This window comes from Acidisoma sp. L85 (assembly GCF_009765865.1).
Taxonomy (GTDB): Bacteria; Pseudomonadota; Alphaproteobacteria; order Acetobacterales; family Acetobacteraceae; genus Acidisoma.
In genome coordinates this window covers 1-25,879 of the sequence record NZ_LMUQ01000018.1, presented here as the reverse complement: position 1 = coordinate 25,879, position 25,879 = coordinate 1, and the positions used below count along the sequence as shown (strand labels likewise).

The following is a 25,879-nucleotide window of genomic DNA, read 5'->3' as shown; positions in this document are numbered from 1 at the left end:
GCGAGAGGTTTCAACGTGCCGCCGGAGGCAGAGATAGTGATACGACGCAACAGCACTAGACAGAACGCTGGACGTCGAACGAAGCATTGGCACGTCGTGCCTACACAACGGATGTAACAACAGATATGGCTGAAGTGGTGGTCACTAAGATCGATTGGGTCGCTCGAGCTAAGTTACTTCAGCCAATGCTGAATGCTGCTGGGCCACGATGCGATGCGGAAAGCGAGCTTCCGACCAACGTGGTGGAGGCTTTGCACGATGCTGGCCTGTTTCGTCTGTTGATTCCGCTGGATCTAGAGGGGGCCGAAGTCGATCTGCGGACCTTTTCGGCCGTGATTGAGGCGGTCGCTGAAGGCGATGGCAGTGCCGCCTGGTGCTTGGGCCAGAACGCGGTCAGCAACATGACATCCGCTTACATGCCGCCGGATGAGGCACAGAGGATGTTTTCGGACCGGCGCATAGTCCTTGCCTGGGGAGCGGGGGTCAACGGGCAGGCTATCCCTGCCGAGGGCGGCTTCCGGGTTAGCGGCCGCTGGGGGTTCGCCTCAGGATCGCGCCATGCGACCTGGCTAGGCGGCCAGGCGCCGATCAAGACGCCCGACGGCAGCCAAAGCTTGGAGCCGGACGGAAGTCCTAGCTACCGCACTTTTGTATTTCCAAAGGCATCCTGTCAGGTCACCGTCGGCTGGGACGCAATTGGCCTGCGCGGCACTGGCAGCGACAGCTATGAAGTCAGCGACGTGTTCGTCCCGAACGCGTATCTATTCAAGCGCACCGTTCCTGCTCCTCACCCAGGAGCGCTCTATCGGATTCCGCTAGCGGCTGTCTATCCGATAGCATTCGCGTCAGTCGCGGTCGGCCTTGCCCGCGCGATCCTAGGCGCGTTTATCGACATGGCTCGGAACAAGGTGCCTCAGGGATTAATACCTATGCGTGATAGCGACGCGATACAGTCGCTGCTTGGCCATGCCGCTACGAGGCTCAACTCGGCACGCATCAACCTTCACCACACTCTCGGTGAGATTTACGGCATGCCCATGGACAACGAGCGGGAAATCGGTCTCCGCGGCAATACAACCTTCGCGATTCACGAAGCATTGGCCGTTGCGGACATCTTATTCCACGAAGCCGGTGCGACGGCGATCCTAGTAAACCAACCGTTTGCGCGGCGATTACGCGATATTCATGCGGTTGCCCAGCAGGTTCAGGCAAGGCGAGCCAACTTCGAATTGGTGGGCAAACGACTGCTGGGATTCGAAACTGGCCCGCTGTTTTTGTGACTTCCTGCACGCGACATATGGATTGAATCCGTCTGATATGCTCCAATCGCGAGACCTTCTTCATCGTGCGGTGCAACGCAAGACGCGGCACCTTCCACATTTTATCGTTTGAATGTCAACACGCGATAAACACCCTTCTCACGTATTCACTCTATAGTGCAGCGTCGGCAATCCCGATGCCTCAGTTCGCACGAGAAAGTCGTACGATCGCCAAGGGATTGGGTGGAGGAGCGCGTGATGTGGCGCGTGTCCTGTCACTTGGCCGCGCCAACGCGCCGGTCGCCGGGCAAGCGGCTCGATCCTGACTCATCCCGGAGCCCATGGCTGCCAGTCGGCTTGAGAAGAGAACGTGTGGCGCAATCGCAGGGCGTTTCAGAGTCCCTTCACCGATCTGTCGGGTGGAGGATTGTCCTCGCCAACCGTAAACGTGCTCTGGGGTTTTCCACATCGTCCCGACCCTGTGCGAGCGGCATTTGGTGATCGGTTTCTGGAGGGACGGGGCCGGTGTCCGAGCAAAGCAATCCCGAGGATGATGCAGATCGACTCTCTAAGGCACAGATCGTCCTGATTGGTGCCACTTACGTGTTGCCGCTGAAGCTCGAAAACGGGACCGAGAATGACCAGGCTCGCATTGCGCCGCTTGGCGCGCTCGAGCTTGCGCGAGCGCAACGCAATCGTTCCGGGCGTCGTGTCCGATACGCCATAGTGAGTACTCCCCCACAAAAAACTGCATCAAATCCTTGGCTGTCTTTTCCTTCAGTGTTACACTATGTTACGTGTCCAGACAGGCTATCGTGCCAACTGATTGGGACTCGGAGGAGGTTGAACGATGAGAAACTCCGACACATGGAAGCGTCGACGCCCCCGTGCGCTGATCTAGCGGAGAGGAATATTTATGGCCTTTCAGGCAATGAAAGACGCAGTCCTCAACCGAGGCGTTCCACCGGACAGCTTTCTCAACCAACTCGTTGCCTGGGGCAGAACGGCGCCAGACGAAATTTTTGCTGCCAACTCAAATACAGACATCTATTCAAACATAGTCGGCGTTCTTGGTCCTTGGCAGAATATTAGCCATCGTCGTGCCGCTATGTTGGAAGTCATGCGAGTCCTCGCCGGTTTCGAGTCCTCATGGGATTGGAATGCGGGTGTCGATACAACTAACCCAACGTCCGTCACACGTGACACCATCGAAGCGGGTGCGTGGCAAGTCAGCGCAAACTCAATGGCGTTTGGACAGGAGCTCAAGGAGCTTGTGCTCGGTAAAGTCGGTTCGGTGGATGGCAACGACTTTCAACAGGCTATGAAGCAGGATCACCAATTGGCGATGGAATATATTGCTCGCCTGCTGCGACGCACTGTCGATCACAACGGTCCAGCAAAAAGACACGAGATCGACCCCTGGCTTCGCAAAGAATCCGTCTCGGAGTTCCAGGTCCTATTGAGTCCACCCTAGATGTTTGGTGCTGGCATTTGCTGAAGCAGAGCAAGGACGAATGACCGCCGGCACGAGAGACGCCGCCCGGCCAGTTCCGCCAGGTCGGCTGACGCTCTATCGACAATCCAGCTCTACGGGGCTGCGGTCCACTGGAGCCTTCGCGGCCTAATCGACTGAGCTATCTAAAACGCTCAGGATCAGGTTCTACACACGATAGAACTCCTTCTCGCGTGCCGATCGTCTATCCCGTTCCGATCGCCGGGCGGATTCTGCAAGGGGTGGCTTCTAGGCTACCTTTCCTGGGCAACCAATTCAGTGACATTCTATGGTGCTTGCCTTCCGGCCTGCTGAAGAAACTGGTGGATGAAGGCAATGACCATGCTTCCTTCTCCCACCGCGGCCGCAACCCGCTTAACAGGACTCAATCGGACGTCGCCACTGGCGAAAACACCGGGCACACTTGTTTCGAGCAGGTAGGGATCACGTGGTTGCGACCATACCCCAGCTTTTACCACGTCGTCACCAGTCAACACGTAACCTCGCGCATCCCTCGAGATCGCGGCCGGCAGCCAATCTGTCTCCGCATCCGCACCGATAAAGACGAATAGGCCATTGCAGGCGACGCGGCGAACCGAACTTGTGGCGCCGTCGCGAACGTCGATCTCTGTCAAGTTCGCCTCACCATGTGCAGCCGTAACCTCCGACCTCAGGAGGACAGCAATATTAGATTTCGTACGCAGCTGATCGAGGAGGTATTGCGACATGCTTCTTTCAAGGGACTCGCCCCGCACAACGAGCGTCACGCGCCGCGCGTGGTTGGCAAAATATATCGCGGCCTGACCGGCCGAATTTCCCGCGCCGATAAGATAGAGATCCATGCCATTGGTCGCGCCAGCTTCACTGCGTGCGGCGCCATAATAGATCCCCTTACCGATCAGCCGTTCAAAACCCTCTATGGCAAGACGGCGCCAGGCGACTCCAGTAGCAAGGATCACTGTGCGGCCGCTGATGACCTCATCGCCATCGAGGAGGACTTCGCGCGTTACTGGATCGATATTGCGAACCGAACGCGTTACCAGTATCTCCGCGCCAAGCCGCCGCGCCTGCAGCAATGCGCGGCTTGCGAGTTCGTCGCCTGAAACACCGTTGGGGAACCCCAGATAGTTCTCGATCCGCGAGGAGGTCCCCGCTTGGCCGCCGGGGGCCTCACGCTCTACGACGATGGTTCGGAGCCCTTCGGACGCCCCATATACGGCTGCCGCAAGTCCGGCCGGCCCGGCGCCGATTACGACCGTGTCGTATTCAGCAGCGCGTGCGCTTGTCTGCAGGCCGAGCAAACGCGCGACTTCGCGTGTGTTCGGCCGGCTCACCACCGTTCCGTCCGCCAGTCGCAGTATCGGGCAGTCTTGGGCGATGGGCGGGGGGGCCGGCCATGCCGCCGGCAAATGCGGCGCATCGAGTGCCAGCCACTCGAAACTGACTTGGTTTCGGTCGAGGAAGCGTCGCAAGTCGCCGCAGACGGCGTCCCAACGGGGCCCGACGACGGTGACACGCGCTTTGGGCGGTTCAGCGGTAATGCTCTGCAATCCCCCCAACCGCTCGCGCGCGAGTGCCCCCATCTTCATCGAGAACTCGGGCGCCATGGCGGCAATGGTGTAGTATTGACGCATGTCCACACGCATAACGCGTGAGGGTTCTGAGGCGCGATAGCCGCCAGGAAATGGTGTGCCAAGGGCGAGCGGAACCTCGCCAAAAATGGTGCCCGGGACACGCCAGCCAAGCCTGCGTTCAATCCCGTCGATCGTCTTGACGACCTCCATCTTGCCCGCGAGTACTGCGAACAACGCACGCTCACCCCCTTCAGGGACGGCGAATTCTCCAGCGAGGAGATGAATGTCAGCGGAAGTCTGTGCGAGACGCCCAAGTTCCGCCGCCCCCAATGATGAAAACAACGGCACGGTGAGAATATCATCGATTGTGAGCATGTTTTTTCCGCAATGTCGCAGGCGGTTTGTAGAATTGAACCTTGCTCTAGTTTCGTACGCTTGCGCAATGGCTCCTGGGGGTCGACGCAGAAATCATCGACCTCAAAGCAGCGATTTTGTCCGGGTGCAGTGCCGCGGCGTCAATCCGCAAGAGGGAATCTCATCGCGTGTCGACCCGGCCGCTTGGCCGGACGCGAGATGCGTTGGGGGGGCAGCTGGGCGAGCCTGTAGTGGGCGCGACACACTGGCCCCAGTATAGGTCCGTAGTGCGCCCTCACTCACTGCGACACGGCGGCCGTTGACGAGCGTTGGATATAGCCTATACGTATATGATGTTCTGCCGCATCGAACGGTAGGCTGAGGGATGGGATGTTAGGATGACGCAGGTAGCTCAGCACAAGATCGCCGTGATTTCAGGCGGGGGCACTGGGATCGGATTAGCAACTGCGCGGCTCCTGCTGGCTGAGGGCTATAAGGTTACCGCGATTGGAATTGAGGCTGAGACGGAGTTACCGGCTGGCCTAGAGTTCGTTAAGATCGACGTCACTGACGACGAAGCTATCGAAAACTTTGCCGGTCGCTTTCAACGTCTCGACGCTCTGATCAACGCTGCCGGCATGATCGCCCACAATAGGGGCGAATTTGACATGAAAGGGTTCCGCCGGGTCGTAGACGTGAACCTTAATGGCACGGCTGCTTGTTGCTTCGCCTTTAAGGACGCCCTCACGGCCGCGAGGGGCGCCATTGTCAACTTCGCCTCTATGTACGCGATCTTTGGTTCACCGTTCACACCGGCTTACGCTGCGAGCAAAGGGGCTGTCGTGCAGTTCACGAAATCGCTCGCTGTCGCCTGGGGTGAAAGCGTGCGAATCAACGCAATTGCGCCCGGTTGGATCGAAACGCGAATTTCATCCAACGCCATGAGTGATCCGGCGCGGGCCGAAGGAATAATGCGGCGGCTGCCAATCAAACGCTGGGGGGCGCCAGAAGAGGTCGCGCGCGTCATTCGCTTCCTAGTTTCCGAGGAGGCGTCCTACGTGAATGGCAGCCTCTACACGATCGACGGCGGCTATTCCGTTTCGTAGCGGTAGCAGGTCTGCCAATCGAGCGCCGCCTACCGATCATGAATAAACCATCCCTCACGGCCCGACGGCCGGAGCAAAACTAAGGAGGATCGTCTCGTGATAACGCGAAGAATGTTCAGCTCGGCTACCGCCGCGACCGCGGCCATCGCTGTTGCAGGCCGGTTTGCGCCTGCCCAGGCCAAAAAAGTGACAGTGGCCTTTTCGCAAGCTGATCTGATCAACGACTGGCGAGTTACCAATCAGAGCGATATGAAACAACACATCGAAGCGCAAGGATGGCGTTTCATCACGGCCTCGTCAGACGATGATCCCGCCAAGCAGCTCTCCGACATCGAAAGCATGCTTTCGCAATCTCCGGATGTGCTCGTCGTCGCTCCACTGGAGTCTGTAGCACTCGCGCCTGCCGTCGGTCTCGCCAACGACGCCGGCATTCCCATGATCGTCATCGACCGCACCTTGGCAGCAAAGCCTGGAGAGGGTGAGTTCAAAGCTGAGATTGTCCAGAGTCACTATGATTCCGGCAAGCTCTTGGCCGAGAAGGCGGTCGAGCTGCTCAAGGCCAAAAATGGCAGTCCAAAAGGCAGCGTAGTGCGGGTCGGCGGTATCCCGGGATCATCGCCGGTTATCGATGCCGGCAAAGGATGGGCTGACGTCATGCAGCCTTACCCGGACATCAAGGTTGTGGGAACCGCCAACGGCGGCTTTACCAAGGAAGGCGGCATTCGCGTCATGCAGGATTTTCTGCAGCGCTTCCCTAAAGGGAAGATCGATGTTGTGTGGACAGACTATAGCGACATGACGATGGGCGCGATCCAGGCCATCAAATCGGCCGGGCGGACTGAGATACTCGGCTACCTTGTTGGGGAGGGCGGCCAGATCCAAGCCATTGAGGCGGTTGTGGCAGGCGAAATCGCCCGAGAGACCCAGACGCCACCTTATTTCGGGGAAATCGTTGTTGCCAACGTCAAGAAGCTATTGGCAGGCCAGACGATCGCCGCACACCAGAATCTGCCCATCCTGGTCTTTGACGCGGACAAGAAGGACGCCGCTGAAGCCTATCTCAAATCCATAACCGCCAAGGGCCTGAAGTTTTAATGATCGCGTCTGAGGGAGAGCATCCCCTCTCGCTACAAGGCATTCACAAGGCTTTCGGCGCCATCCAAGTTCTGAGGGACGTTTCCTGCGACTTTCGCGCCGGAGAGGTCCATTGTTTGATGGGGGAAAATGGCGCGGGCAAGTCTACACTTATACGCATCGCTTCCGGCGCCTATTCACCCGATTCTGGCAACGTTATCTTGGCCGGCCGGCCGCTTGACTCCATGACTCCCCGTTGGGCGCGCGACAATGGCATTGCGACCATCTATCAGGAACTTGACCTCATCCCGAACCTCGATGGGGCTGAGAACATGTTACTCGGTCGCGAGCCTCGCGGGAGGCTAGGCCGCATCGACCGGGCGGAACGGCTGCGGCGCGCCCGAGCCGTTCTCAATTCCATGCATGTTTCGGTGGATCTGGACCGGCCCGTACAAGAACTCGGGATTGCCCAACAGCAGATGATCGCGATCGCAAAGTCTTTGACAGACGAATGTCGCGTCATGATCCTGGACGAGCCGACCGCCGTCTTCACCCGCACGGAGACGAGGGCCCTCTTCAATCTGGTCAAGAAGCTGCGTGAGCAGCGCATCGCGGTAGTGTTCATCTCTCACCACATGGAAGAGATCTTTGAGATCGGCGATCGCATCACCGTGCTCCGGGATGGCAGCGTGGCGAGCACCGGCACAATCGCGGAATACAACCACGATCGCTTGGTCCGTGATATGGTGGGGCGTGACGTTAAACGTCCGGTTCGTCGGTCGGCGCAAACTACAAACGCGCCTCTGCTCGAAGTCCGTGACCTCAGCGATGGCGAAACCGTCCAAGGCGTTTCCTTCTCTGTAGGCCGCGGAGAGATCGTCGGGATGGCTGGACTAATTGGCTCGGGGCGAACCGAGACCGCGCGGCTTATCTTCGGGGCAACACGGCCGCGGAGTGGTCAGATCGTGCTCGATGGCAAGACGGTTTCGCCCTCCGACCCCTTCCAGGCCGTAAAGCTCGGAATCGGCATGGTGCCGGAAGACCGGAAACGCGACGGACTGGTCTTAACCCGCAGCATTCTTGAGAACGGCGGATATACGCTCGTTCGGAAATTGAGCCACGCCGGTTGGGTTCCTTGGCGACGGGTACGACGGGAGGTGACGGACCGCACGCGAGGCCTTGCCGTGAGGCCCGCGACGCCCAAGACATTGGTGGCTCGTTTGAGTGGAGGCAATCAGCAGAAGGTGGTGCTGAGCCGCTGGCTGGCCGCCGGGGTCTCGCTCCTGATCCTGGACGAGCCCACCCGCGGCGTTGATATCGGCGCGCGCAGCGAGATTTACGCTGTCATCCGCACGCTCGCTGAGCGAGGTATCGGTATTCTTTTGATCTCTTCTGACTTACCCGAGATCCTCTCGCAATCGGACCGCATCGTGGTCATGGCAAAGGGGCGCATCGCCGGCGAACTGGCCGGTGAGGGCGCGACAGAAGAAGCCGTCATGGCTCTCGCTTTCCGAACCAGGCCGGAGTCGATTGCGTGAGGTCAGCGCGCTTCAGGCCCCAGTCGCTGGCCCGGCATGGGCAAGTCGTCGCAGTCGTCATCCTTTTCGGCCTGGCCGCCGTTCTGGAGCCCGACTTCCTCACGCGATTCAACCTTTCCTCGATCGCTTTTCAGTATTCGGTGATTGGCTTGATTGCGCTCGGGCAATTTCCGGTCATCCTAACGGCCGGCATCGATCTCTCGCAGGGTTCGGTAATTGGTATCACGGCCGTTGTCACTGCCATGGCCGCGCAGGTCATGGGCTACCAGCTCGGGATCGTTGCCGCCTTGCTCGCCGGCACGGCGTCGGGGGTCATCACCGGATTGCTCGTCGCCTATACCCGCATCCCCGCCTTCGTCGTGACCTTGGGCATGATGAGCATCGGGCGGGGCCTCGCGCTCACTATCAGTTCCGGCCGTCCGATCCCGCTGTTGAATCTTTCCTTTATGCATTTGGCACATCTCCGGCTCCTCGGCGTTCCCGCCAGCTTCGCCTTCTTTCTTTTGTGTGCCGCCCTGCTGGCCCTTTTTCTCACGCAATGGCCCCTAGGCCGGGCAATCTACGCGGTCGGCGGGCATGAAGAGAATGCCCGCCTCACCGGTCTGGATGTTCCTCGAATCAAAATCTGCGTCTACGGCTTTTCTGGTCTCATGGCGGGTTTTGCTGGCGTGCTCCTGACTGCGAAAATAGGTACAGGGCATCCCCTGAGCGGTACAGGCTACGAACTTGTCAGCATCTCCGCCGTCATAATTGGAGGTGCCAGTCTGTTCGGCGGCATTGGCCGTACTTCGGGCATCGTCGCCGGCGTATTGCTTCTTGGAATTCTCGATAGCGTGCTCAATCTATCCGGCGTTTCCCCGTACGTTCAGGGGACTGTCAAGGGCTCGATCGTTCTGATCGCTTTGGCCTTTAGCCAATACAGCGTCAGCCGGAGCGCGCGGAGATGACGCCGTCTTCCTCCCTCGCCGAACCGAGGCGTTTCTTCACCCAATTGATCGTCGGCTCCAGCTCGGAGCAGAAGAACCTCCTCCGCCTGCTGGCAATCCTCCTCGCAGTGGCGGTGATCGGCGCCGCGATATCGGGCGGCGTGTTACTGCGACCGCAAAATCTCTCAAACATCCTGCAGCAGAACGCCGTGCTGCTGGTCGTGGTAACGGCCCAATTTTTGGTGATCGTTACAGGAGGCTTCGATCTGAGCGTGGGCGCGGCGGTTGCGCTTGCCAGCGTGGTTTTCGTGAGCTCGCTCGATCATGGTGTCGGCCTTGCGATCCTGGCGGCGCTGGTCTCCGGCCTGCTCCTGGGGCTCGTCAACGGCGTGCTCGTAACCTTCGTGCGCCTTCCCTCCTTCGTCGTGACCCTCGGGACGATGCAGATCGGCTATTCGCTCGCGAAGGTCTGGACAGGCGGCGGCACGATCGACGCGGCGCCCGGTGGTGCAACGATTCCTCGCCAATTGAACTCCTTTTATTCAACGAACCTAATCGGCCTACCTCTTCCCGTCTGGGTCGCGCTGATGGTCCTCGTCCTCGTCGCAATTTATCTCAGAACCTCGACGGGCTGTTTCGTCTTTGCCGTCGGAGGTAATAGCCGCGCCGCACGCCTCGCCGGCATTTCCACCTCGCGTGTCCGTCTGGTTGCCTATGCCACCGCGTCCCTGGCAGCTTCCGTGGCCGGCCTGCTCTTCTCATTGCGGGTTGGCTATGGCGACCCTCAAGCTGGCGTCATGTTGCCGCTCGACTCCATAGCTGCGGTTTCGATCGGCGGCGTCAGCCTGACCGGTGGCCGAGGCAGCCTTATCGCCGGATTCATGGGCGTGCTCATCATCGCCATGCTCGATAACTTGATGAACCTTCTCGGAGTCAACGTGACGCTGCAGCCCGTGGTCAAGGGTGTCATCGTTATCTTGACGGTCTTCGCCTATGGTCTTCGAAGGGACTAGCGGGCGGCATCGCAAAATGCCGCCCCACCGAAGCTATGGCATGAGTTGGCCGCCGTTAACCTCGATCACTTGTCCGGTCACGTAACCGCTGAGCATGTCAGAGCATAGATACAGGTAAGTGCCAGCGCATTCTTCCGCCGTCCCCGCGCGACCCATCGGAATCGAAGCCACCATCGTCTTCATCTGTTCTTCGGAGCTGAAGCGCTCGTGGAACGGTGTCGCGATTACTCCTGGAGAGACGGCGTTGACCCGGATGCCGTCCTTTACAAGTTCCTTAGCCATGCCGCGTGTCAGTGTGCTGACATAGCCTTTGGAGGCGGCGTAAAGGAGCGACCCGCCTCCACCGCCGTGCCGCGCTGCTATCGAGGTCGTATTGACTATGACTCCACCCTGCTTTCTCAGCCATGGGATCGCCGCACGGGACGCCCAGAGAACGGAATGCGAATTTATATCTGTAACCAGACGATCAAAGGACTCATCCGATTCCACGATCGGCACGCGCTTGAGAAGGCTGCCGGCATTGTTGATAAGCCCGTCCAGACGGCCGAAGAACTCAGCTGCCTCCATGACAACGCGCGTGATTTCGTCATGCTTTCCTGCATCGCCTGCGACAAGGTGAACCTTTCCGCCGCCCTTGCTGATTTCTTCCGCCAGTGCGCGTGCGGGGCCCTCACTGCTGTTATAGTGAATCGCAACCTGAGCGCCCTGCAGCGCCAGGGCTCGTGCGACTGCTGCGCCTATGCCTGTCGAGGCGCCCGTCACCAAATACGTCTTCCCCCTTAGATCGGGAACAGTCAGCTGGCTCACTTTGCTATCCTCCAATGATGGATTCACGTATACGCTATATGATCCGGCTAGAGAAGATTGCCGGGTTCCTACTCCTGAGTGTAAGCTTGCATCTTCCACCGAGCTGAAGGACAGAGAACCGCTTTTCAGGGGTCGAATTCGAGGTGCACGCCACATGAAGGGACTGCAAAAGATTGGGCGGGGCAACCTCTCTGCTATGGTCTACGAGCAGCTCCGCTCAGCGCTGATGAGTGGATATTATGCGCCAGGCCAGCGCTTGACATTAGTCGAATTAGCGAACGAATTGGGAACGAGCGTCACACCTGTGCGCGAAGCCATTTTTCGCCTGGCGGCTGATGGCGCCCTGGAGATGCCGAAAGCCCAGACGATAGCCGTTCCCATCTTGTCAGAATCGAGTGTCGCCGAACTCAAGATGATCCGAATGCATCTCGAAGGGGAAGCCGCCGCTGCTGCTGCGCTCAAAGCAACACGCAAAGAGGTCGCAGCAGTTCGCAGGATAAACGAGGCCTTCTTCAAGGCGCTTGATCAGGGGGATCCGCATCAAGCGAGTGACTACAATCGAGAATTCCACCTCGCGGTGGTCGCCATCGCCGAGATGCCGATCGTGCTCACAACCGTCGAAATGATGTGGGCCCGAATGGGGGCACATATTCATCGAATAAACCTCGGCCGCCGACGTCTTAAGGATTACGGTCCCGATCACGAACACTACGGCGTCATCGCAGGATTGGAGACTCGAGATCCCGACTTGGCACGACGCTCAATTCAAAATGATATCAAATTTGGCCAGTTTACGTTCCTCGATGTAGACGGCGCTACGGCAATCAACCGCATCGAGCTTACTGTCTCGCAGAAGGTGAAAAGGGTCCGGACCTCTCGTTGAGCGGGAGACGGCGATCTCAGCGGCGAGGCCCCTCGTTGACCGCGCCGTTCCGCTGCGACTTGGCGGAGCCAAATGGTGCATTTGCAAAGCACCGCCTCCATCATCTCGCGGTCGCAACCGCCTGCGCCAATGCAGAAGCGTTTAAATTGCTGCAATCGTGGTCGTGCCACGTGCGGCTTTGATCTCACGCGTCAGCAAGCCCTTTGTTGGAATGCCGCGACACCTGAACGACGTGACGCCGCCCTGGCGGCGCGGCGGCGTTTCAAACAACCGCGAGCGGTTGCCCCTTTGGTGCCGATGGTCGCCACCCGAATATCGCCGCCTTTGATAGCAGCCAAGATAGAACTGTGCTCGCAAACTCGGCTTGAATTCGTCACTCCTCCGCGACCGTTGTGACCCGGTTGTTGATGGCAGAATGGCGAGCTCATCAACGCTTCCCTGTGCACGAATTCCTCGGTGGGTGAATTCACGCTTTCGTGTGTTCGACGGAAACGCGGCGCCGTTCTGTAACATTCATTCGTATAGAGCCACTCTCCGATCTCCGCGCAAGAAAGGGACACGTGGCGATTTACTCGAACCATGTAAGATTTTGTTTCAACGCGCCGCGCGCATTGACAATGGCTTCCGCAGGACGTGGCATGCACTGCTGATGGCTTGTGGTGATCTAGCCAAAAGGAACTGCGGTATGAGCGAGAAGACGCCGGGACCGAGCCGCAGAGGCCTTTTCCGTGGGGTAGTGGGACTTGCTACCGTTCCCGTCGTCGCCCGCGCTGCACCCGTAGCAGAGGCTCCGTCGCCGCCTGCAGCCGGACCGCCTTCAATTACGCTCGACGTGAACGGACGCGATTACAGGCTCGTGATCGACGCCCGAACATCGCTTCTCGATGCACTGCGCGAGCACATGGACCTAACGGGTGCCAAAAAGGGGTGCGACCATGGGCAGTGCGGTGCCTGCACCGTCCATGTCGATGGCGAGCGCGTGCTCTCCTGTCTGACGCTCGCTCTCGCCGCACAAGGTCACGCTGTCAGGACGATCGAGGGACTGGCGTCCGCCGGCGGCGAATTGCATCCCATGCAGCAGGCTTTCATTGACCACGATGGCTTCCAGTGCGGCTACTGCACGCCTGGCCAGATCATGTCCGCCGTGGCCTGCGTAAACGAGGGTCATGCCACGAATGACGCAGACATCCGTGAATACATGAGCGGCAACCTCTGCCGGTGCGCCGCCTATCCCAACATCGTCTCAGCCATCAAACAGGCGCGCACGCAGATGGAGCAGGCTTGATGCGTCCATTCTCCTACGCACGCGCCACGGATTTGGCGCAGGCCGTCCACCTGGGCCGACAGACCGGCCAGGGGCAAACCGATGCACCGGTGCAACTCCTCGCTGGCGGCACGACACTTTATGACCTGATGAAGCTCGACGTGATGGTGCCAGACCGATTGGTGGACCTCGGGCCACTGCGGCCGAAGCTGTCCTCGATCACGCCCTCTGCGGAAGGGTTGCACCTCGGCGCGCTTGCGAAGATGGCGCATGTCGCGGCGCACCCTGTGGTGCAGGCAGACTATCCCGCCTTGGCCCAGAGCCTGCAGCTCGCCGCAAGCGCTCAACTGCGCAACATGGCGACCCTCGGCGGCAACGTCTTGCAGCGTACCCGCTGTTCCTATTTCCGCGATCCGACATGGGCTGCCTGCAACAAGCGCAATCCCGGCTCTGGCTGCGCGGCGCTGACCGGGTTCAACCGCAATCATGCTGTTCTCGGCACCGACTCTAGCTGCATCGCGCAATATCCAGGCGACTGGGCAGTGGCGCTGATGGCGCTCGAGGCCGATGTCAGCCTCACCGGACCTCTGGGTTCGCGCCGTCTGCCGTTCGCTTCCCTGCACCGCTTGGCTGGGGGGCAGCCGCAGTTCGAAACCAATTTGCAGCCAGGTGAGGTTATCACCGCCTTCTTCATCCCGGCCAGCAAGCGGGCACAACGCTCAGTCTACGTGAAGGTGCGGGACCGGACTTCCTATGAGTTCGCCATCGCTTCCGCTGCCGTGGCGCTTGAGATGGATGGGGACCTGGTGCGTCAGATCCGCATCAGCCTTGGCGGCATGGCGTATCGGCCGTGGCGGGCTGAAGGCGCGGAGGCAGTGCTGACCGGCAAGCCGCTGACCGAAGCGAATGCCGAAGCGGCAGGCCGGGCGGCGTTGGCGGGTGCGGCCGGACATGGTCACAACGACTACAAACTAACGCTCGGGCCACAGACAGTCGTCCGCGCCTTGATGCAGGCTAAAGCCCTGCCGCCTGCGAGCAGGAAGGCGTGACATGACCTTCAATCCCAAAAGCCTGTTCGGCAGGCCCACACCCCGCATCGACGGCGTCGCAAAGGTAACGGGGGCAGCGCGCTATGCGTCAGATGAGCTCGTGGCCAATCCCGCTTTTGCCTCTCTCGTCACCAGTGAGATTGCGCGCGGCCATATCACCGGCTTCGATCTCAGCCGCGCAAAGGCCGTCCCGGGCGTTCTGGATATACTGACCTATGAGACAGTCGGCAATCAGATCAAGGCGCCGCTAGGCCCGGATGGTGGCCCAACCACCACCACGCTTGAAAGCAACCGGATCTGGCACGACGGGCAGATCATTGCCGTTGTGGTGGCCGATACGTTCGAGTCCGCGGCTGAGGCGGCAGGCAAGGTACATGTAAGCACCATGGCGGAAGCCGCGAGTGCGAGTTTCGGTGCGCCGGGCGTTGAGGTGCAAGCGATAACAGCGGGCAGGCCCGGCGAGAAGACCAAGGGCAACCAAACGGAAGAGAAAGCTGCCGCTGACGCCGCCTTCGCCGCGGCGCCTGTTAAGCTCGACGTCCGCTACGCCACGCCACCACAACACCACAACCCGATTGAACTCTTCACCACCACCTGCGTCTGGGACGGTCCGAACCTCACCGTCTACGAGCCATCCCAGTTCATGTGGGGCCTGAAGACGGCAACCGCCAAGCAGCTCGGCATCGACCCGGCGAATGTCCGCGCGGTCTCCCGGTATGTTGGAGGTGCGTTCGGTTCCAAAGGCAACCAAACTTCCCGCACTGCTTGGATCGCCCTGGCCGCCAAGCGTCTCGGTCGCCCCGTCAAGTTGGTGCCGACCCGCGCACAGGGCTTTACGATCGCCACCTACCGCGCCGAGACGCGCCAGCACGTTCGGCTCAGCGCTACAGCTGATGGTAAGCTGACCTCCATGTTTCATGAGGGCTGGGAGGTCAGCTCGAGGCCCTCCAGCTACAAGGTCGCCGGAGTGGAGGCTACTTCGCGGCTCTATGCCGCGCCGGTGATTGCTACAGCGGTCAACGTTGTTCACGCCGACCGTGCAACGCCGGGATTCATGCGGGCGCCCGCCGAGGTGCCTTACGTCTTCGCTCTGGAAAGCGCGATGGACGAGCTCTCCTATGCGTTGAACATGGATCCCATCGAGCTGCGGCGGGTCAACGACACGCAAAACGATCCGGTGTCGGGTCTGCCGTTTTCATCCCGCCTGCTGATGCCCTGTTTCGACCAGGCGGCCGAAAAATTCGGCTGGAGCAAGCGCAACCCGAAGCCTGCCTCGATGCGGAGGGGTGAGTGGCTGGTGGGCTATGGCTGCGCATCCAGTTTCTACCCCAACAACATCGGGCCGGCCGCCGTCCGCATTTCGCTCGCGCCATCGGGCAAGGCAAATGTGTCGATGGCCGCGCATGAGCTCGGAACTGGCGCCTACACGACCGTAGCTATCACCGCAGCCCATTCTCTCGGCCTTGCGGTGAAGGATGTCACGGTCCACCTGGGCGATAGCGACCTGCCGCCGGTCCCCGTCGCGGGCGGCTCAAACAATGCTGCGACGACCACCCACGTCGTCGTCAAGGCCTGCGCGGACATCAGGCAGCGCTTGGCCGAGGCAGCGGTGGCCGCTGAAGACAGCCCCTTCCACAGCGCCGACCCGGCAACGCTTATTTTGGCGGGCGGCGCGCTCCGCAACGCGGACGGGTTGAGCGAGCCCCTAAGCAAGGCTGTCCCGCGAACTGGGGGACGCCTCGAGGTTTACGCCGAGAACATTCCCGCGGGCCTGCCGGCCAGCGCGATGGCGCAACTCTACAACGGCCACCCCTTGATGAGCCGGGGCGGCAACCGCAAGGACGTCACGGCTTACGCATTCGGGGCCCACTGCGTCGAAGTGCGCGTGCATAGCCTAACCCGTGAAATACGCGTGCCGCGCGTGGTCTCGGCCTTTGCTGCGGGCAACGTCATCAATCCGACAACTGCGCACAGCCAATACATGGGCGGCGTGATCTGGGGGATATCCTCGGCTTTGCATGAAGCGACGGAGATTGATCCGGTCTCCGCCCGGGTGATCAACGCGAACCTCGCCGACTACATAGTCCCAGTGAACGCTGACGCGCCGTCGATCGATATCATCATGGTTCCGGAAAACGACGACCGGGTCAATCCGCTGGGCGTGAAGGGCATCGGCGAGATCGGCATTGTCGGCATGAACGCGGCGATCTCCAACGCGGTGTTTCACGCTACAGGCAAGCGGATACGGGAACTCCCCGTGCGAGCGGAAAAGCTTCTATAGCCCATTCTCCCCGCACCAGTTCTCTTCCATGCTGCCCACCGGAAGCCGCGCCCGCTTACGATCTGGGCATCGTCGTTAACGGATGGTAACCGCCGCACGAGTATCGGCGCCAGTTTAACGTGTTTCGGCTGAGGCGGACAGCCAAGCTCTGTCGTCGTCCTCTTACGTCAACATTAACGAAGCGCCATACGCGTTAATGTTGCAGGTGGTGCAACGCTCGAACCCAAAACGCATTCCGCTGTCGAAAGGACGACATGCGCATGCGGATACTCCACGCCTCATCGCGACCATGCGCACCCCGGACGCAAGCATCATTCCCACTGTCCCGAATCTGGAACTGCTGCAACTGGACGTAGCGGACCCCGCCAGCATCGCCCAGGCCGTCGCGGCCGCCGGTGAGATAGTCGTACTGGTCAACCATGCCGGCATTGGGTGGTTGAATGCCCTCGAAGGCACACCTATGGACGCCGCTTGCGGCGGGAGTGGCTGAAACGGGGATCTGGCCGGTAGCTGCCTGGCTGCTTCTCGGGTGTGTGCCGCGCAAAGCCGACGCAAAAGTCAAATAGGCGGAAAGTCCGCTCCCTAGACTTGGCAACGAAAGTGACCGAGTTTTAAATTGGCCTCGCGGCCGACCTCAACCGTTAAATCGAGAAGTGATCTACGGTCAACCGATCTACGCTTGCTTCCATTATCGCGCGGGAAACGGAACCATGCGGCGGCGATTCTCGTCCCAAAGCGCGAAGTTGGGCGCTTTCAGTGCTTCGGCGATCGTAAGAATGGTCACAGCAGCCATCGTCACCTGGCAGGCTTCATGGCAATCGTGCAATCGGTAATTTGGGATGGCTGGGCGCAGATGGTGGACATGATGCGTGCCGATATCGGCACTGAACCAACGCAGTAGCCGCGGCAATTTCAGATAGGAGGTGCCGTGCAAAGCAGCGTTGGCCTGCGTCCAATCCGCTTTGGAAAACCATTGCGATGCTTCGAATCTATGCTGCACCGAGAATAGCCAGATGCCGATGATTGAAGCGAGCAACAACGGCGGAAAATGCACCAGAAGCACCGTTGTTATACCGAAAAGATATACAAGGGTGCCAAATATGAGCAACAAGGCGAGGTTCAACGCATAGACACTGCGCCGCTCCGCCGGATGGGACGCTGGCGTATCGAAGGGTACTCGTTGTAGAAGTATAAAAACCAACGGTGGCTGCAGCAAATGGATCAGAGCTGGATGATGGCTAAACCGGTATAACCGACGCCTAAACCGGCTCAATCTCTCGTATTCGGCCAAGGTCAGACAGTCGGTATAGAAATCAGCCGGGCACCCACGGAGATCTAGGTTGTTGTAAGTGACATGATGTCGCGCGTGTACCCGGCGCCACCAGGCAAAAGGCGTTAGCGTGACCAAGCTGCACGCACGCCCGAGAATTCGGTTGGACAGGGAGGCGGCAAAAAAGGAGTTATGCCCACAGTCATGCTGAATAATAAAGATACGGACCATCAGTCCACCACATGGAATTGCTAGTAACAAAGTCAACCATAGCGAAAACTTCAGCAATGCGTACATTGCCCCAGTCAGCAACAAGTAAAGCCCAAAGGTGGAAATCACCTGCCACGCCGCGCGGGCCTGGAGCGACGACTGAAATGTGCGTAAGTGAGCTTGCTGAGCGGCATCCATGGGACTGGGCACTGTCGTTGAACTATGCGACACGAGGAAAATCCTTTTCATAGCCCCGGATCGGAGGATCCTGACATCAACATAGCCATAAACCAGCGAAAGTCGATTTTGCTCGCTCAGCATTGCTGCCGCAGCGATCCGCCCTTCTTAACCGGCGGATCTGCGTCCCAGGCGCTGATGGCGTGGGTATTCTCTGGTGACCGGGAAGGCACACATATGCCAGATCGTGCCGGCAAGCGCATTCATCAAATCCACAGCAAATGAGGGCAGCGTGATCCGCCATCGGGCTTCGCGGCGCAAGGCCGCTTTGGAATCGCGTAATCAGCCTTTGATCGGCGGCGTTGGGCGGAAGGCGGACGGCCAGGTCTCGGCCTAGAAATGCGAATGAAGGACGCAGGGGCGGCAAAACGAATGCCGGTCACGGATCTGGCGTTCGACGCTGCTCGGCAGGTTGCGGCGCCCGCGTGGGAGGCCGCAAGCTCGGCCTTAAACACCCCGTCGAACAGATCGGATTTTTCAACGCTTGGAACACAGAGAACTACCCCGATAGTGGGCTCCGGGCCTTAAGATTTCTTCGTGTGAAACGATTCGTATCGGATCGCCAATATCGGATTCGGCGGTACAACACGCGAGACGCACCAATATCGCGTGTTGATGAAATTGCGCACCTGTGACGTCCGAGGCTCGGAAGAGTCTCCTCTGGATTCCGCTGCGGTGACCAGGGCGGCCGTCTAGGACCGTGCAAGGTGGCTGGGATAAGTCCGCGGCCAAGCTCATACTTGTCGACTCAACAGAGTGAATTGCGCAGGGAGCAGAGATGACAAAACGTGGTCGCGTCATTTTCGGTCGCATGGAGGAGGTGTCGTTCGGCACAGCCGCATCGGACACGATCGCCGAGCAAGTAGCGCAGGCCAACGCGACTCGGGTCTTCCTGATGGTAAGCGGCACGCTCAACCGCAAGACGGACGAGATCGAGCACGTTCGCAGTGCCCTCGGTGACCGCTGCGCCGGCATCTTCGATCGAATGCCAGCACATACCCCTCGTAGCGCGGTTGTCGAGGCATCTGAGGAGGCACGTACCGCGCAAGCTGACCTCATCGTGACGATCGGTGGCACCTCCATCACGGATGGCGCCAAGGCGGTGCAGTTGTGCCTCGCCAATGACATTCGCACGGTTGGGGGTATGGACGCGCTTCGTTCAGTTAAAAGCCTTGACAGACTGCTGGGACCACCCCGCTGCAAGCCGCCATCGGTACGTCAGATCAGCGTGCCGACAACGCTCTCCGCCGGAGAGTTCAGCGCCACAGCCGCGGTCACCGACGAGCGCCACCGAGTGAAGGAGCTAATTCGTCACCCCGATATCATTCCGCGCTCGGTCATCCTCGACCCCGCGATCACTATCCACACCCCGGAGTGGCTGTTTCTGTCGACCGGTATCCGCGCGGTCGATCATTGCGTGGAGGGGATATGCTCAAATGAGTCGAATCCCTTCGCTGATGCGGCGGCGCTGCGCGGGCTCACGTTGCTTGCGAACGCGCTGCCGCGGGTCAAGGCGAACCCGGCGGACCTCGATGCCCGGATGGATTGTCAGATCGGTGCGTGGCTCTCGATGGGGCCGCTCGCTGCCGAGGTTCCGATGGGCGCAAGTCACGGGATCGGATATGTCCTCGGTTCTGCCTTCAACATTCCACACGGACACACCTCGTGCATCCTGCTGCCCGCGGTCATGCGATGGAACAAGCCCGCGAATGCTGAACGTCAAGCGCTGGTTGCCACCGCGATGGGTCGTCCCGGCGGAGACGCGGCGGCTCTGCTGGATTCGCTCATAGCCGGCCTCGGCATGCCGCGCAGCCTGTCAGAGGTAGAGATCAAGCCAGAGCATTTTAAACAGATCGCGGAAAGTGCGATGCATACCCCTTGGGTTCCACGCAATCCACGGAAGATCGAAGGTCCCCGGCAGGTGCGCGAGATCCTTGACCTTGCGGCTTGAAACCCAGAATGCGAAATGGAGAACGGAGCCGGCGAAGTCGTAACCTATCTTCGCCGCGCACGCGACCAAACATCCAGCCCGACCGCGCCGATCACGATCGCGCCTTTAGCCACCAGCTGAATATTCGGATCGACGGCCAGCGAATAGAACAGATTGGTGATTGAACCCAGGATCAGCAGCCCGACCACGCTACGCCATACCGCACCTTCCCCGCCCAAAAGGGAGGTGCCGCCGATGATCACGACGGCGATGGCATCCAGCGGGATGGTGCCGCCAATATCCGCCTGTCCCACTGCCAGCCGGCTCGCCTCGATCATCCCAGCCAAGGCGGCCAGCATGCCGACGAGCGCAAAGGTCGATCCCCGGATCAGTCCGACACGTAGCCCGGAGAGCCGCGCCGCCGTCTCGTTGCCGCCGATGGCATAGAGCGACTGGCCATAAACGGTCTTCGCCAATACGAAACCGCCTATCAGCACCGTTACAATCAACAGCCAAACCGAGATGGGCAGCGGCCCCCAAACCCCCTGACCTAAAATCATAAAATTCGGATTGTCCGGCGTCTGCGGCGTCGAGTTCGAGTAGACGAAGGCAAGGCCGCTGAAGATCGAAGCTGAGCCAAGCGTGGCGATGAAGGGGTTGATGCGCATATAGGCCACGACAGCCCCATTTATCACGCCACAGACAGTGCCCAGCACAAGCGCGCAGGCACCGGCCTCGACCAAGCCGTTCTGCATAGCGATCTTGGCGAACATCGTCGCGGCGAACGCGTAGATCGCGCCTACCGACAGATCAAAGCCGCCGCCGATCATGACAAAGGTCATGCCAACCGCCACGATCCCCAGCGGCGCGTTCTGACTTAGGATGATCCTGATATTGGTCCAGGTGAGAAATGCGGGGTAGATGATTTGCGCAACAATGACCACGCCGATCAGTGCAGCGATCATGCCGAGATCGCTCACATCGAAAGGCATGCGGCGCTTCGCCGCCGGGGCGCCTGCTATTGCCGACTGGAGTCCGTTGGCGCTTCCTGGGCTCTTCATCAGCTTTCCTTCTGCATCTGTTCCGCGCCGTGCTCGCCGGTCTGCACGGCGAAGGCGGAATGCAGCAGAGTCTTCACGTCTATCTGATCGTTGTGACAGTCGCGCTCATCGACCATATGGCCGTCGCGCATCACAATGATGCGGTCCGACACAACGAGCAATTCCTCAAGCTCCGACGAGACGATGACGACCGCCAGGCCATCCTCCAATGCGGATTTCCGCAATGCCGCGAGGATTTCGGTCTTCGCCCCGATGTCTATGCCGCGCGTCGGCTCGTCGGCCAGCAGCAGGCGGGGGCGGGCATGATGCCAGCGGCCGAGCATGAGCTTCTGCTGGTTTCCACCGGAGAGGTCTCGCGCAGGCGTTCTCAGGCGCGCCGGGTCGAAGCCGTATTCGGCGACGGCCGCCTTGGCCGCCGCCAGGATATTGCGATCCTGGAAGATACCGAGCCGGGCCACGGCCGGCATGTCGCCCAGTATCACATTCGATGCCGAGGGCCGGCCAAGCACCAGCCCCTGCCCTTTGCGATCTTCCGGAATGAGCGCAATGCCCATTGCGCGCGACGCCCTTGGCGTGCGGGGCGCCCCCTGTTCGCGGCCATCGATCTCAACCCAGCCTGTCGCGGGTTCCAGGCCCGCCAGCGCCCGCATCAGTGAGGTACGGCCCGATCCCACCAGCCCCGCCACGCCCAGCACTTCACCGGCCCGCACCGTCAGGCTAACGGGATAGAGCAGCCCCGGCACGGCTAGGTCCCGCACCTTCAATAGCTCGCGCGGCGTGCGCGACGGCTTGGCGGGACGCTGTTGCAAGGTGCTGTCAAGCTCGTTGCCCAGCATTTCATGGACCAGCTGGCGCTTATTCCATTCACTCCGCGGCCGGCTCGCCACCACGGCCCCATCGCGGAATACCGTTATCCGCTCGCAGACCTCTAGCACCTCGTCGAGATGATGGCTGACGAAGGCCATCGTGGTGCCCTGCGCCTTCATTTGATTGATGAGTTCCAGGAGCTTCCGGCGTTCATTCTCCCCAAGAGAAGCGGTCGGCTCGTCGAACAGGACCGCCTTAGCCGAGGACTGATAGGCGCGCATGATTTCTAGCAGTTGCTGGTCGGCAATGGGCAAGCCGTCGGTCCGCGCGTCGGGGGCGATGCGCACGTCGAACTTTTCACACAACTCGAGGAAGCGCTTTCGCATGCCACGATAATCGACGAGGCCAAGCGACGATGGGCATTGACCGAGGAATACGTTCTCGCAGGCCGTTCGGGCCGGGATCATCGTGAGTTCCTGATAGATCGCGACAATACCGACGGCTCGGGACTCTCTCGGACTTCCGCCCAGAATCGTCTTTCCAAAGGCGGTCACGCTACCCGAAGTCGGCGCCACACGCCCGGCCAGAATGCCCAGGAAGGTGGACTTCCCGGCGCCGTTTTCGCCTACCAGCCCATGCACTTCGCCGGCGTGGAAGTCGACGCTGACGCCCTTAAGCGCCTGCACCGCGCCGTATTGCTTGGTGATGTCAGTGGCCATGATCGTAATACCCTGCGGCCGCGTCTCGGCCGCAGGTTTGGATTTGTCGAAGTCCCGATGGGCGTCAGTCAGTGACATGCTTCGCCCTTCGAGATGCCGACCACCGCGGCCGGGGTACCTCAATCGTTCTCGGGCTTGTAGTTAGCGGCATTCTCTTTCGTAACCAAGAACGAGGCGGAGTTCGGGTCACGCCCCGGCTCAAGAGCATGACCATCGTCGCCCGTGTAATGCGGAACCTTCTTGCCAGCCCAGGCATCGACCACGGCGCGGATCGCATAATCGATCGGTGTCTGCGAGTAGCGCGCAAGCATGGCTTCGGTAACGCCGTTGTTGACGTAAGCGAGTCCGGTCACGGTACCGCCGCCTTCGTAGATCTTCACCTTACCCAGCCGGTTGGTTCCACGCAGGGCGGCCACCGCGCCCTTGGTGATATTCGTATAGGCCGACATCAGGATCGTCATATCCGGATGTGCCTGCACCAGCGGCTGGGCCTTCTCCTCCGCATCCGGAACCGAGTAATTAGTATAGACCGGCGCGATGATCTTCCAATTCTTTGGAGCCGTATCCGTCATTGCCTTGAAGAAGGCCTTGGTAATGCTGTTTAGAGCTGGCCCAACCATGATCCCAACGGTTTGCGGTCCGGGATTGTCCTTCACGGCCTTCGCCCACAGGATCGACCAAGCCTTCACCGATTCGTTGCCGCCGACATAGTTCAGCGTCCCCGGGCTCCATAGCTCGTCGCCTTCACCCAGGATGCGGCCGCACAGGGTACCGTCAATGTCCTCGACCAAAATATTGGCGTCGGGCGCCTGGACGGTCGCGATATGGCAGGCCACGTTGCCGGCTACCGGCTCGACGATCCACGCATTGTACTTCTTGCTCGCCAAGGCAATCTGCATCTGGTCCATCTGCTTCGACGCGTCGAATTCGCTTTGGAAAATGTCGAGCGAAACGCCGAGTTCCTTGGCTGTGGCGAAGGCTTTCTCGTTCTGAGCCTTGAGGAAGCTGTTGCTTGACCCTAGGGAGAAGAAGGCGATCTTAAGCGCCTTGCCGTCAGTGCGGATCACATGACCGCCGCCGACATCGATTGATACATTGTCCGCCGCTTGCGCGGAACCGACAATGGGCTGAGCCAAGGTCATGGCGGCGATAGCAGCCACGGATACAAAGCCGAGACGTAGACGCATATTATCCTCCCCGAAGTCGATTTGCGCTTTGGTTTCTCGGTGTCGAGGGGCCCTGGCTTCATCGACAAAAGCGTCGCGACTTTGAGCGCACAAGCCCGTTCTACGGCTGGAGTGTCAATATTCAAGTCTGCTATAGCTGCTATTACGCTTAGTGAAGCCGAGCGAGACTGGTCAAAGAGCGGACGCAAGCGGATAGTCCTTGCGCAGGAAGTGTCGGAAGGCCTTGTGGCTTCGGTTTATGCTGCACTGCATTATTCATGGATGCCGCCGGGATGGCGCCGCCGAAATGCAGCAAGCCATCGCATGTTAATTAGAAGACGACAGGAAAGGGAGAATACACCATGCGCGGAACGATCGCCGTTATGACCAGCCCGGGCGAGCTCGAATATCAGCAATATGATGTGCCCAGACCGGGCCCTGGCTCGCTCGTCCTGGAAGTGGTCCGTGCCAATGTCTGCGGTTCCGAACTGCATGTCTGGCGCGGCCATCATCCGGTAAAGAAGCGCGGCGGAATCGGCCACGAAATGGTCGGCCGCATCATGGCGCTGGGCGACGGGGTGACGACCGACTTCAACAGCCAGCCCGTGAAGGTCGGGGATCGCGTCGTCGCGACCTATTTCCAGACCTGCCTGCGTTGCCCGCCCTGCGTCGATGGCCAGTACAACCTTTGCGACAATGCCTATGAGTTCTTTGCCATGCAGCCGGAGCAGGCGCCACATTTCCACGGAGCCTTTGCGACGCACATCTACATCCATCCACGCCAGAACTTCTACAAGGTCGCCGACAACATTCCCGACAGCGTCGCGGCCAGCGCCAATTGCGCACTCTCGCAGGTTTACTACGGGCTCGATCGCATCGGCGTCACTTATGGCGAGACCCTCGTGATTCAGGGCGCCGGCGGCCTCGGCCTGATGGGCGCGGCCATCGCGAAGACCCGCGGCATTCGCGTGATCGTCATCGATGGCGTCGAGCTGCGGCTGAACCAGGCGCGTGCCTTCGGCGCTGATCACGTGATCAGCATGAAGGATTGCCCCACCGAGGCCGATCGGATCAAGGCGGTTCAGGACCTGACCAGGGGCCGAGGAGCCGATGTGGGCATGGAAGTCACTGGCGTGCCTGCCGCGTTCAACGAAGGTGTACGGGGCCTGGTGCGGCGCGGCGGGCGTTACCTGGCGATGGGCAATCTTTCGCCTGGCTTCACCATCGAGATGGACCCAGGTCTTCTTACGCGGCGGGCGGTGCAGGTCATGGCGGTAGATCGCTATGACGCTCGCTATCTGCTCAAGGCTCTGCGTTTCCTAGAGGAAAATATGGAACGCTTTCCCTTCGCTGATTTGCTGGATGCGAGTTTCGCGCTCAGCGACGTCAAACTGGCCCTCGATAAATCCGCCAAGCGCGAGGTGACGCGAGCGTCGATCATCTGCGAAGCCGCCTGATCGCCGCATCGAGCCGGAGTGTCGCCCCAAGGGTGCGAGGGCGACACAGCCGAATACGGAGCGATCAACCTCCGAGAGGAAAGATTATGAGCGCCATTCGGCTCTTTCACATCGTGCTGCGACCCGTTACGCTGAATGGAAGCATTATCGCGATTCGCGGTGCATCAACCAAGCGGATGCAGATCGCCGAGGGAAACAAGCGAAACGGTCGTCCCACTTCAGGAGGTAACGTTCGATGAATCAACCTCCCGCTACGCGATATCGCCGTCGCCATCGAACTAGAATCTAGACAGGGCTGCTTGCTATTCTAGGGTCAGGACCCATTAATTGCTTGCTTCGGCTCGGCGCATTGTGATTCTGGAGATGGCGGGAGGATACCGTCATGGACAAACTGTTTCTGCT

General features: G+C 60.0%; 20 protein-coding genes and 1 pseudogene. 15 read left to right on the top strand and 6 right to left on the bottom strand.

The window, feature by feature from the left end; genetic code table 11:
• The first annotated feature begins 125 nt into the window (after positions 1–125).
• The gene (locus tag GSQ83_RS03040; RefSeq protein WP_158801357.1) at positions 126–1,280 is read left to right on the top strand and encodes an acyl-CoA dehydrogenase family protein; all 1,155 of its coding nucleotides are present in this window, start codon (positions 126–128) and stop codon (positions 1,278–1,280) included.
• An 895-nt stretch (positions 1,281–2,175) separates the two neighbouring features.
• Positions 2,176–2,733, top strand: coding sequence for a hypothetical protein (locus GSQ83_RS03035; protein WP_158801355.1), 558 nt, complete (start codon positions 2,176–2,178; stop codon positions 2,731–2,733).
• Positions 2,734–3,038: 305 nt separating this feature from the next.
• On the opposite strand, the gene GSQ83_RS03030 is transcribed toward GSQ83_RS03035, so the two are convergent.
• Positions 3,039–4,700, bottom strand: coding sequence for an FAD-dependent oxidoreductase (locus tag GSQ83_RS03030; protein WP_158801352.1), 1,662 nt, complete (start codon positions 4,698–4,700; stop codon positions 3,039–3,041).
• A gap of 377 nt (positions 4,701–5,077) precedes the next feature.
• Here GSQ83_RS03030 and GSQ83_RS03025 point away from each other — a divergent pair, with 377 nt between their 5' ends.
• The 5 genes from GSQ83_RS03025 to GSQ83_RS03005 all read left to right on the top strand — a co-directional run bounded on the left by GSQ83_RS03025 (position 5,078) and on the right by GSQ83_RS03005 (position 10,336).
• Positions 5,078–5,785 (top strand): SDR family NAD(P)-dependent oxidoreductase, encoded by a 708-nt coding sequence (locus tag GSQ83_RS03025; protein WP_158801350.1) that lies wholly within the window; start codon positions 5,078–5,080, stop codon positions 5,783–5,785.
• Positions 5,786–5,896: 111 nt separating this feature from the next.
• Positions 5,897–6,880, top strand: coding sequence for a substrate-binding domain-containing protein (locus tag GSQ83_RS03020; protein WP_158801348.1), 984 nt, complete (start codon positions 5,897–5,899; stop codon positions 6,878–6,880).
• Positions 6,880–8,397, top strand: a complete 1,518-nt coding sequence (locus GSQ83_RS03015) for a sugar ABC transporter ATP-binding protein (protein WP_158801346.1) — start codon at positions 6,880–6,882, stop codon at positions 8,395–8,397. Before GSQ83_RS03020 ends, GSQ83_RS03015 begins: the two co-directional genes overlap by 1 nt.
• Positions 8,394–9,344 (top strand): ABC transporter permease, encoded by a 951-nt coding sequence (locus GSQ83_RS03010; RefSeq protein WP_158801343.1) that lies wholly within the window; start codon positions 8,394–8,396, stop codon positions 9,342–9,344. The genes GSQ83_RS03015 and GSQ83_RS03010 overlap by 4 nt, the downstream gene beginning before the upstream one ends.
• Positions 9,341–10,336: an ABC transporter permease gene (locus GSQ83_RS03005; RefSeq protein ID WP_158801341.1), complete on the top strand. Its 996-nt coding sequence runs from the start codon at positions 9,341–9,343 to the stop codon at positions 10,334–10,336. The genes GSQ83_RS03010 and GSQ83_RS03005 overlap by 4 nt, the downstream gene beginning before the upstream one ends.
• A gap of 33 nt (positions 10,337–10,369) precedes the next feature.
• On the opposite strand, the gene GSQ83_RS03000 is transcribed toward GSQ83_RS03005, so the two are convergent.
• Positions 10,370–11,143: an SDR family NAD(P)-dependent oxidoreductase gene (locus GSQ83_RS03000; RefSeq protein ID WP_254065470.1), complete on the bottom strand. Its 774-nt coding sequence runs from the start codon at positions 11,141–11,143 to the stop codon at positions 10,370–10,372.
• A gap of 154 nt (positions 11,144–11,297) precedes the next feature.
• On the opposite strand from GSQ83_RS03000, the gene GSQ83_RS02995 reads away from it, so the two are divergent.
• From GSQ83_RS02995 to GSQ83_RS30280, 6 genes and pseudogenes are all read left to right on the top strand, one after another.
• Positions 11,298–12,026 (top strand): GntR family transcriptional regulator, encoded by a 729-nt coding sequence (locus tag GSQ83_RS02995; RefSeq protein WP_158801337.1) that lies wholly within the window; start codon positions 11,298–11,300, stop codon positions 12,024–12,026.
• Between the two features lie 685 nt (positions 12,027–12,711).
• On the top strand, positions 12,712–13,311 hold the full coding sequence (locus GSQ83_RS02990; RefSeq protein ID WP_158801336.1) for a (2Fe-2S)-binding protein: 600 nt from the start codon (positions 12,712–12,714) through the stop codon (positions 13,309–13,311).
• Positions 13,311–14,339, top strand: coding sequence for a xanthine dehydrogenase family protein subunit M (locus GSQ83_RS02985; protein ID WP_158801334.1), 1,029 nt, complete (start codon positions 13,311–13,313; stop codon positions 14,337–14,339). The genes GSQ83_RS02990 and GSQ83_RS02985 overlap by 1 nt, the downstream gene beginning before the upstream one ends.
• A 1-nt stretch (position 14,340) precedes the next feature.
• Positions 14,341–14,706 (top strand): annotated as a pseudogene (locus GSQ83_RS31055) (xanthine dehydrogenase family protein molybdopterin-binding subunit); the annotation flags it as partial.
• A gap of 18 nt (positions 14,707–14,724) precedes the next feature.
• Positions 14,725–16,620, top strand: coding sequence for a xanthine dehydrogenase family protein molybdopterin-binding subunit (locus GSQ83_RS02980; RefSeq protein WP_254065469.1), 1,896 nt, complete (start codon positions 14,725–14,727; stop codon positions 16,618–16,620).
• 196 nt (positions 16,621–16,816) lie between these two features.
• The gene (locus GSQ83_RS30280) at positions 16,817–17,110 is read left to right on the top strand and encodes a hypothetical protein (protein WP_254065468.1); all 294 of its coding nucleotides are present in this window, start codon (positions 16,817–16,819) and stop codon (positions 17,108–17,110) included.
• A 198-nt stretch (positions 17,111–17,308) separates the two neighbouring features.
• On the opposite strand, the gene GSQ83_RS02970 is transcribed toward GSQ83_RS30280, so the two are convergent.
• A complete protein-coding gene (locus GSQ83_RS02970; protein WP_158801330.1) occupies positions 17,309–18,298 on the bottom strand; it encodes a fatty acid desaturase in 990 nt (329 codons plus the stop codon).
• Positions 18,299–19,115: 817 nt separating this feature from the next.
• Here GSQ83_RS02970 and GSQ83_RS02965 point away from each other — a divergent pair.
• Positions 19,116–20,288: an iron-containing alcohol dehydrogenase gene (locus GSQ83_RS02965; protein WP_216849886.1), complete on the top strand. Its 1,173-nt coding sequence runs from the start codon at positions 19,116–19,118 to the stop codon at positions 20,286–20,288.
• Between the two features lie 44 nt (positions 20,289–20,332).
• On the opposite strand, the gene GSQ83_RS02960 is transcribed toward GSQ83_RS02965, so the two are convergent.
• Genes GSQ83_RS02960 through GSQ83_RS02950 form a run of 3 tightly spaced genes read right to left on the bottom strand, consistent with a single transcriptional unit; the run spans position 20,333 to position 24,041 of the window.
• Positions 20,333–21,328 (bottom strand): ABC transporter permease, encoded by a 996-nt coding sequence (locus GSQ83_RS02960; protein ID WP_216849885.1) that lies wholly within the window; start codon positions 21,326–21,328, stop codon positions 20,333–20,335.
• On the bottom strand, positions 21,328–22,932 hold the full coding sequence (locus GSQ83_RS02955; protein WP_158801328.1) for a sugar ABC transporter ATP-binding protein: 1,605 nt from the start codon (positions 22,930–22,932) through the stop codon (positions 21,328–21,330). Before GSQ83_RS02955 ends, GSQ83_RS02960 begins: the two co-directional genes overlap by 1 nt.
• Positions 22,933–22,973: 41 nt before the next feature.
• Positions 22,974–24,041: a sugar ABC transporter substrate-binding protein gene (locus GSQ83_RS02950; protein ID WP_158801326.1), complete on the bottom strand. Its 1,068-nt coding sequence runs from the start codon at positions 24,039–24,041 to the stop codon at positions 22,974–22,976.
• A 341-nt stretch (positions 24,042–24,382) separates the two neighbouring features.
• Between GSQ83_RS02950 and GSQ83_RS02945 the strand changes: the two genes are divergently transcribed.
• Complete coding sequence (locus GSQ83_RS02945) at positions 24,383–25,477, top strand: zinc-binding dehydrogenase (protein WP_158801325.1); 1,095 nt, start codon at positions 24,383–24,385, stop codon at positions 25,475–25,477.
• Positions 25,478–25,879: the final 402 nt, after the last annotated feature.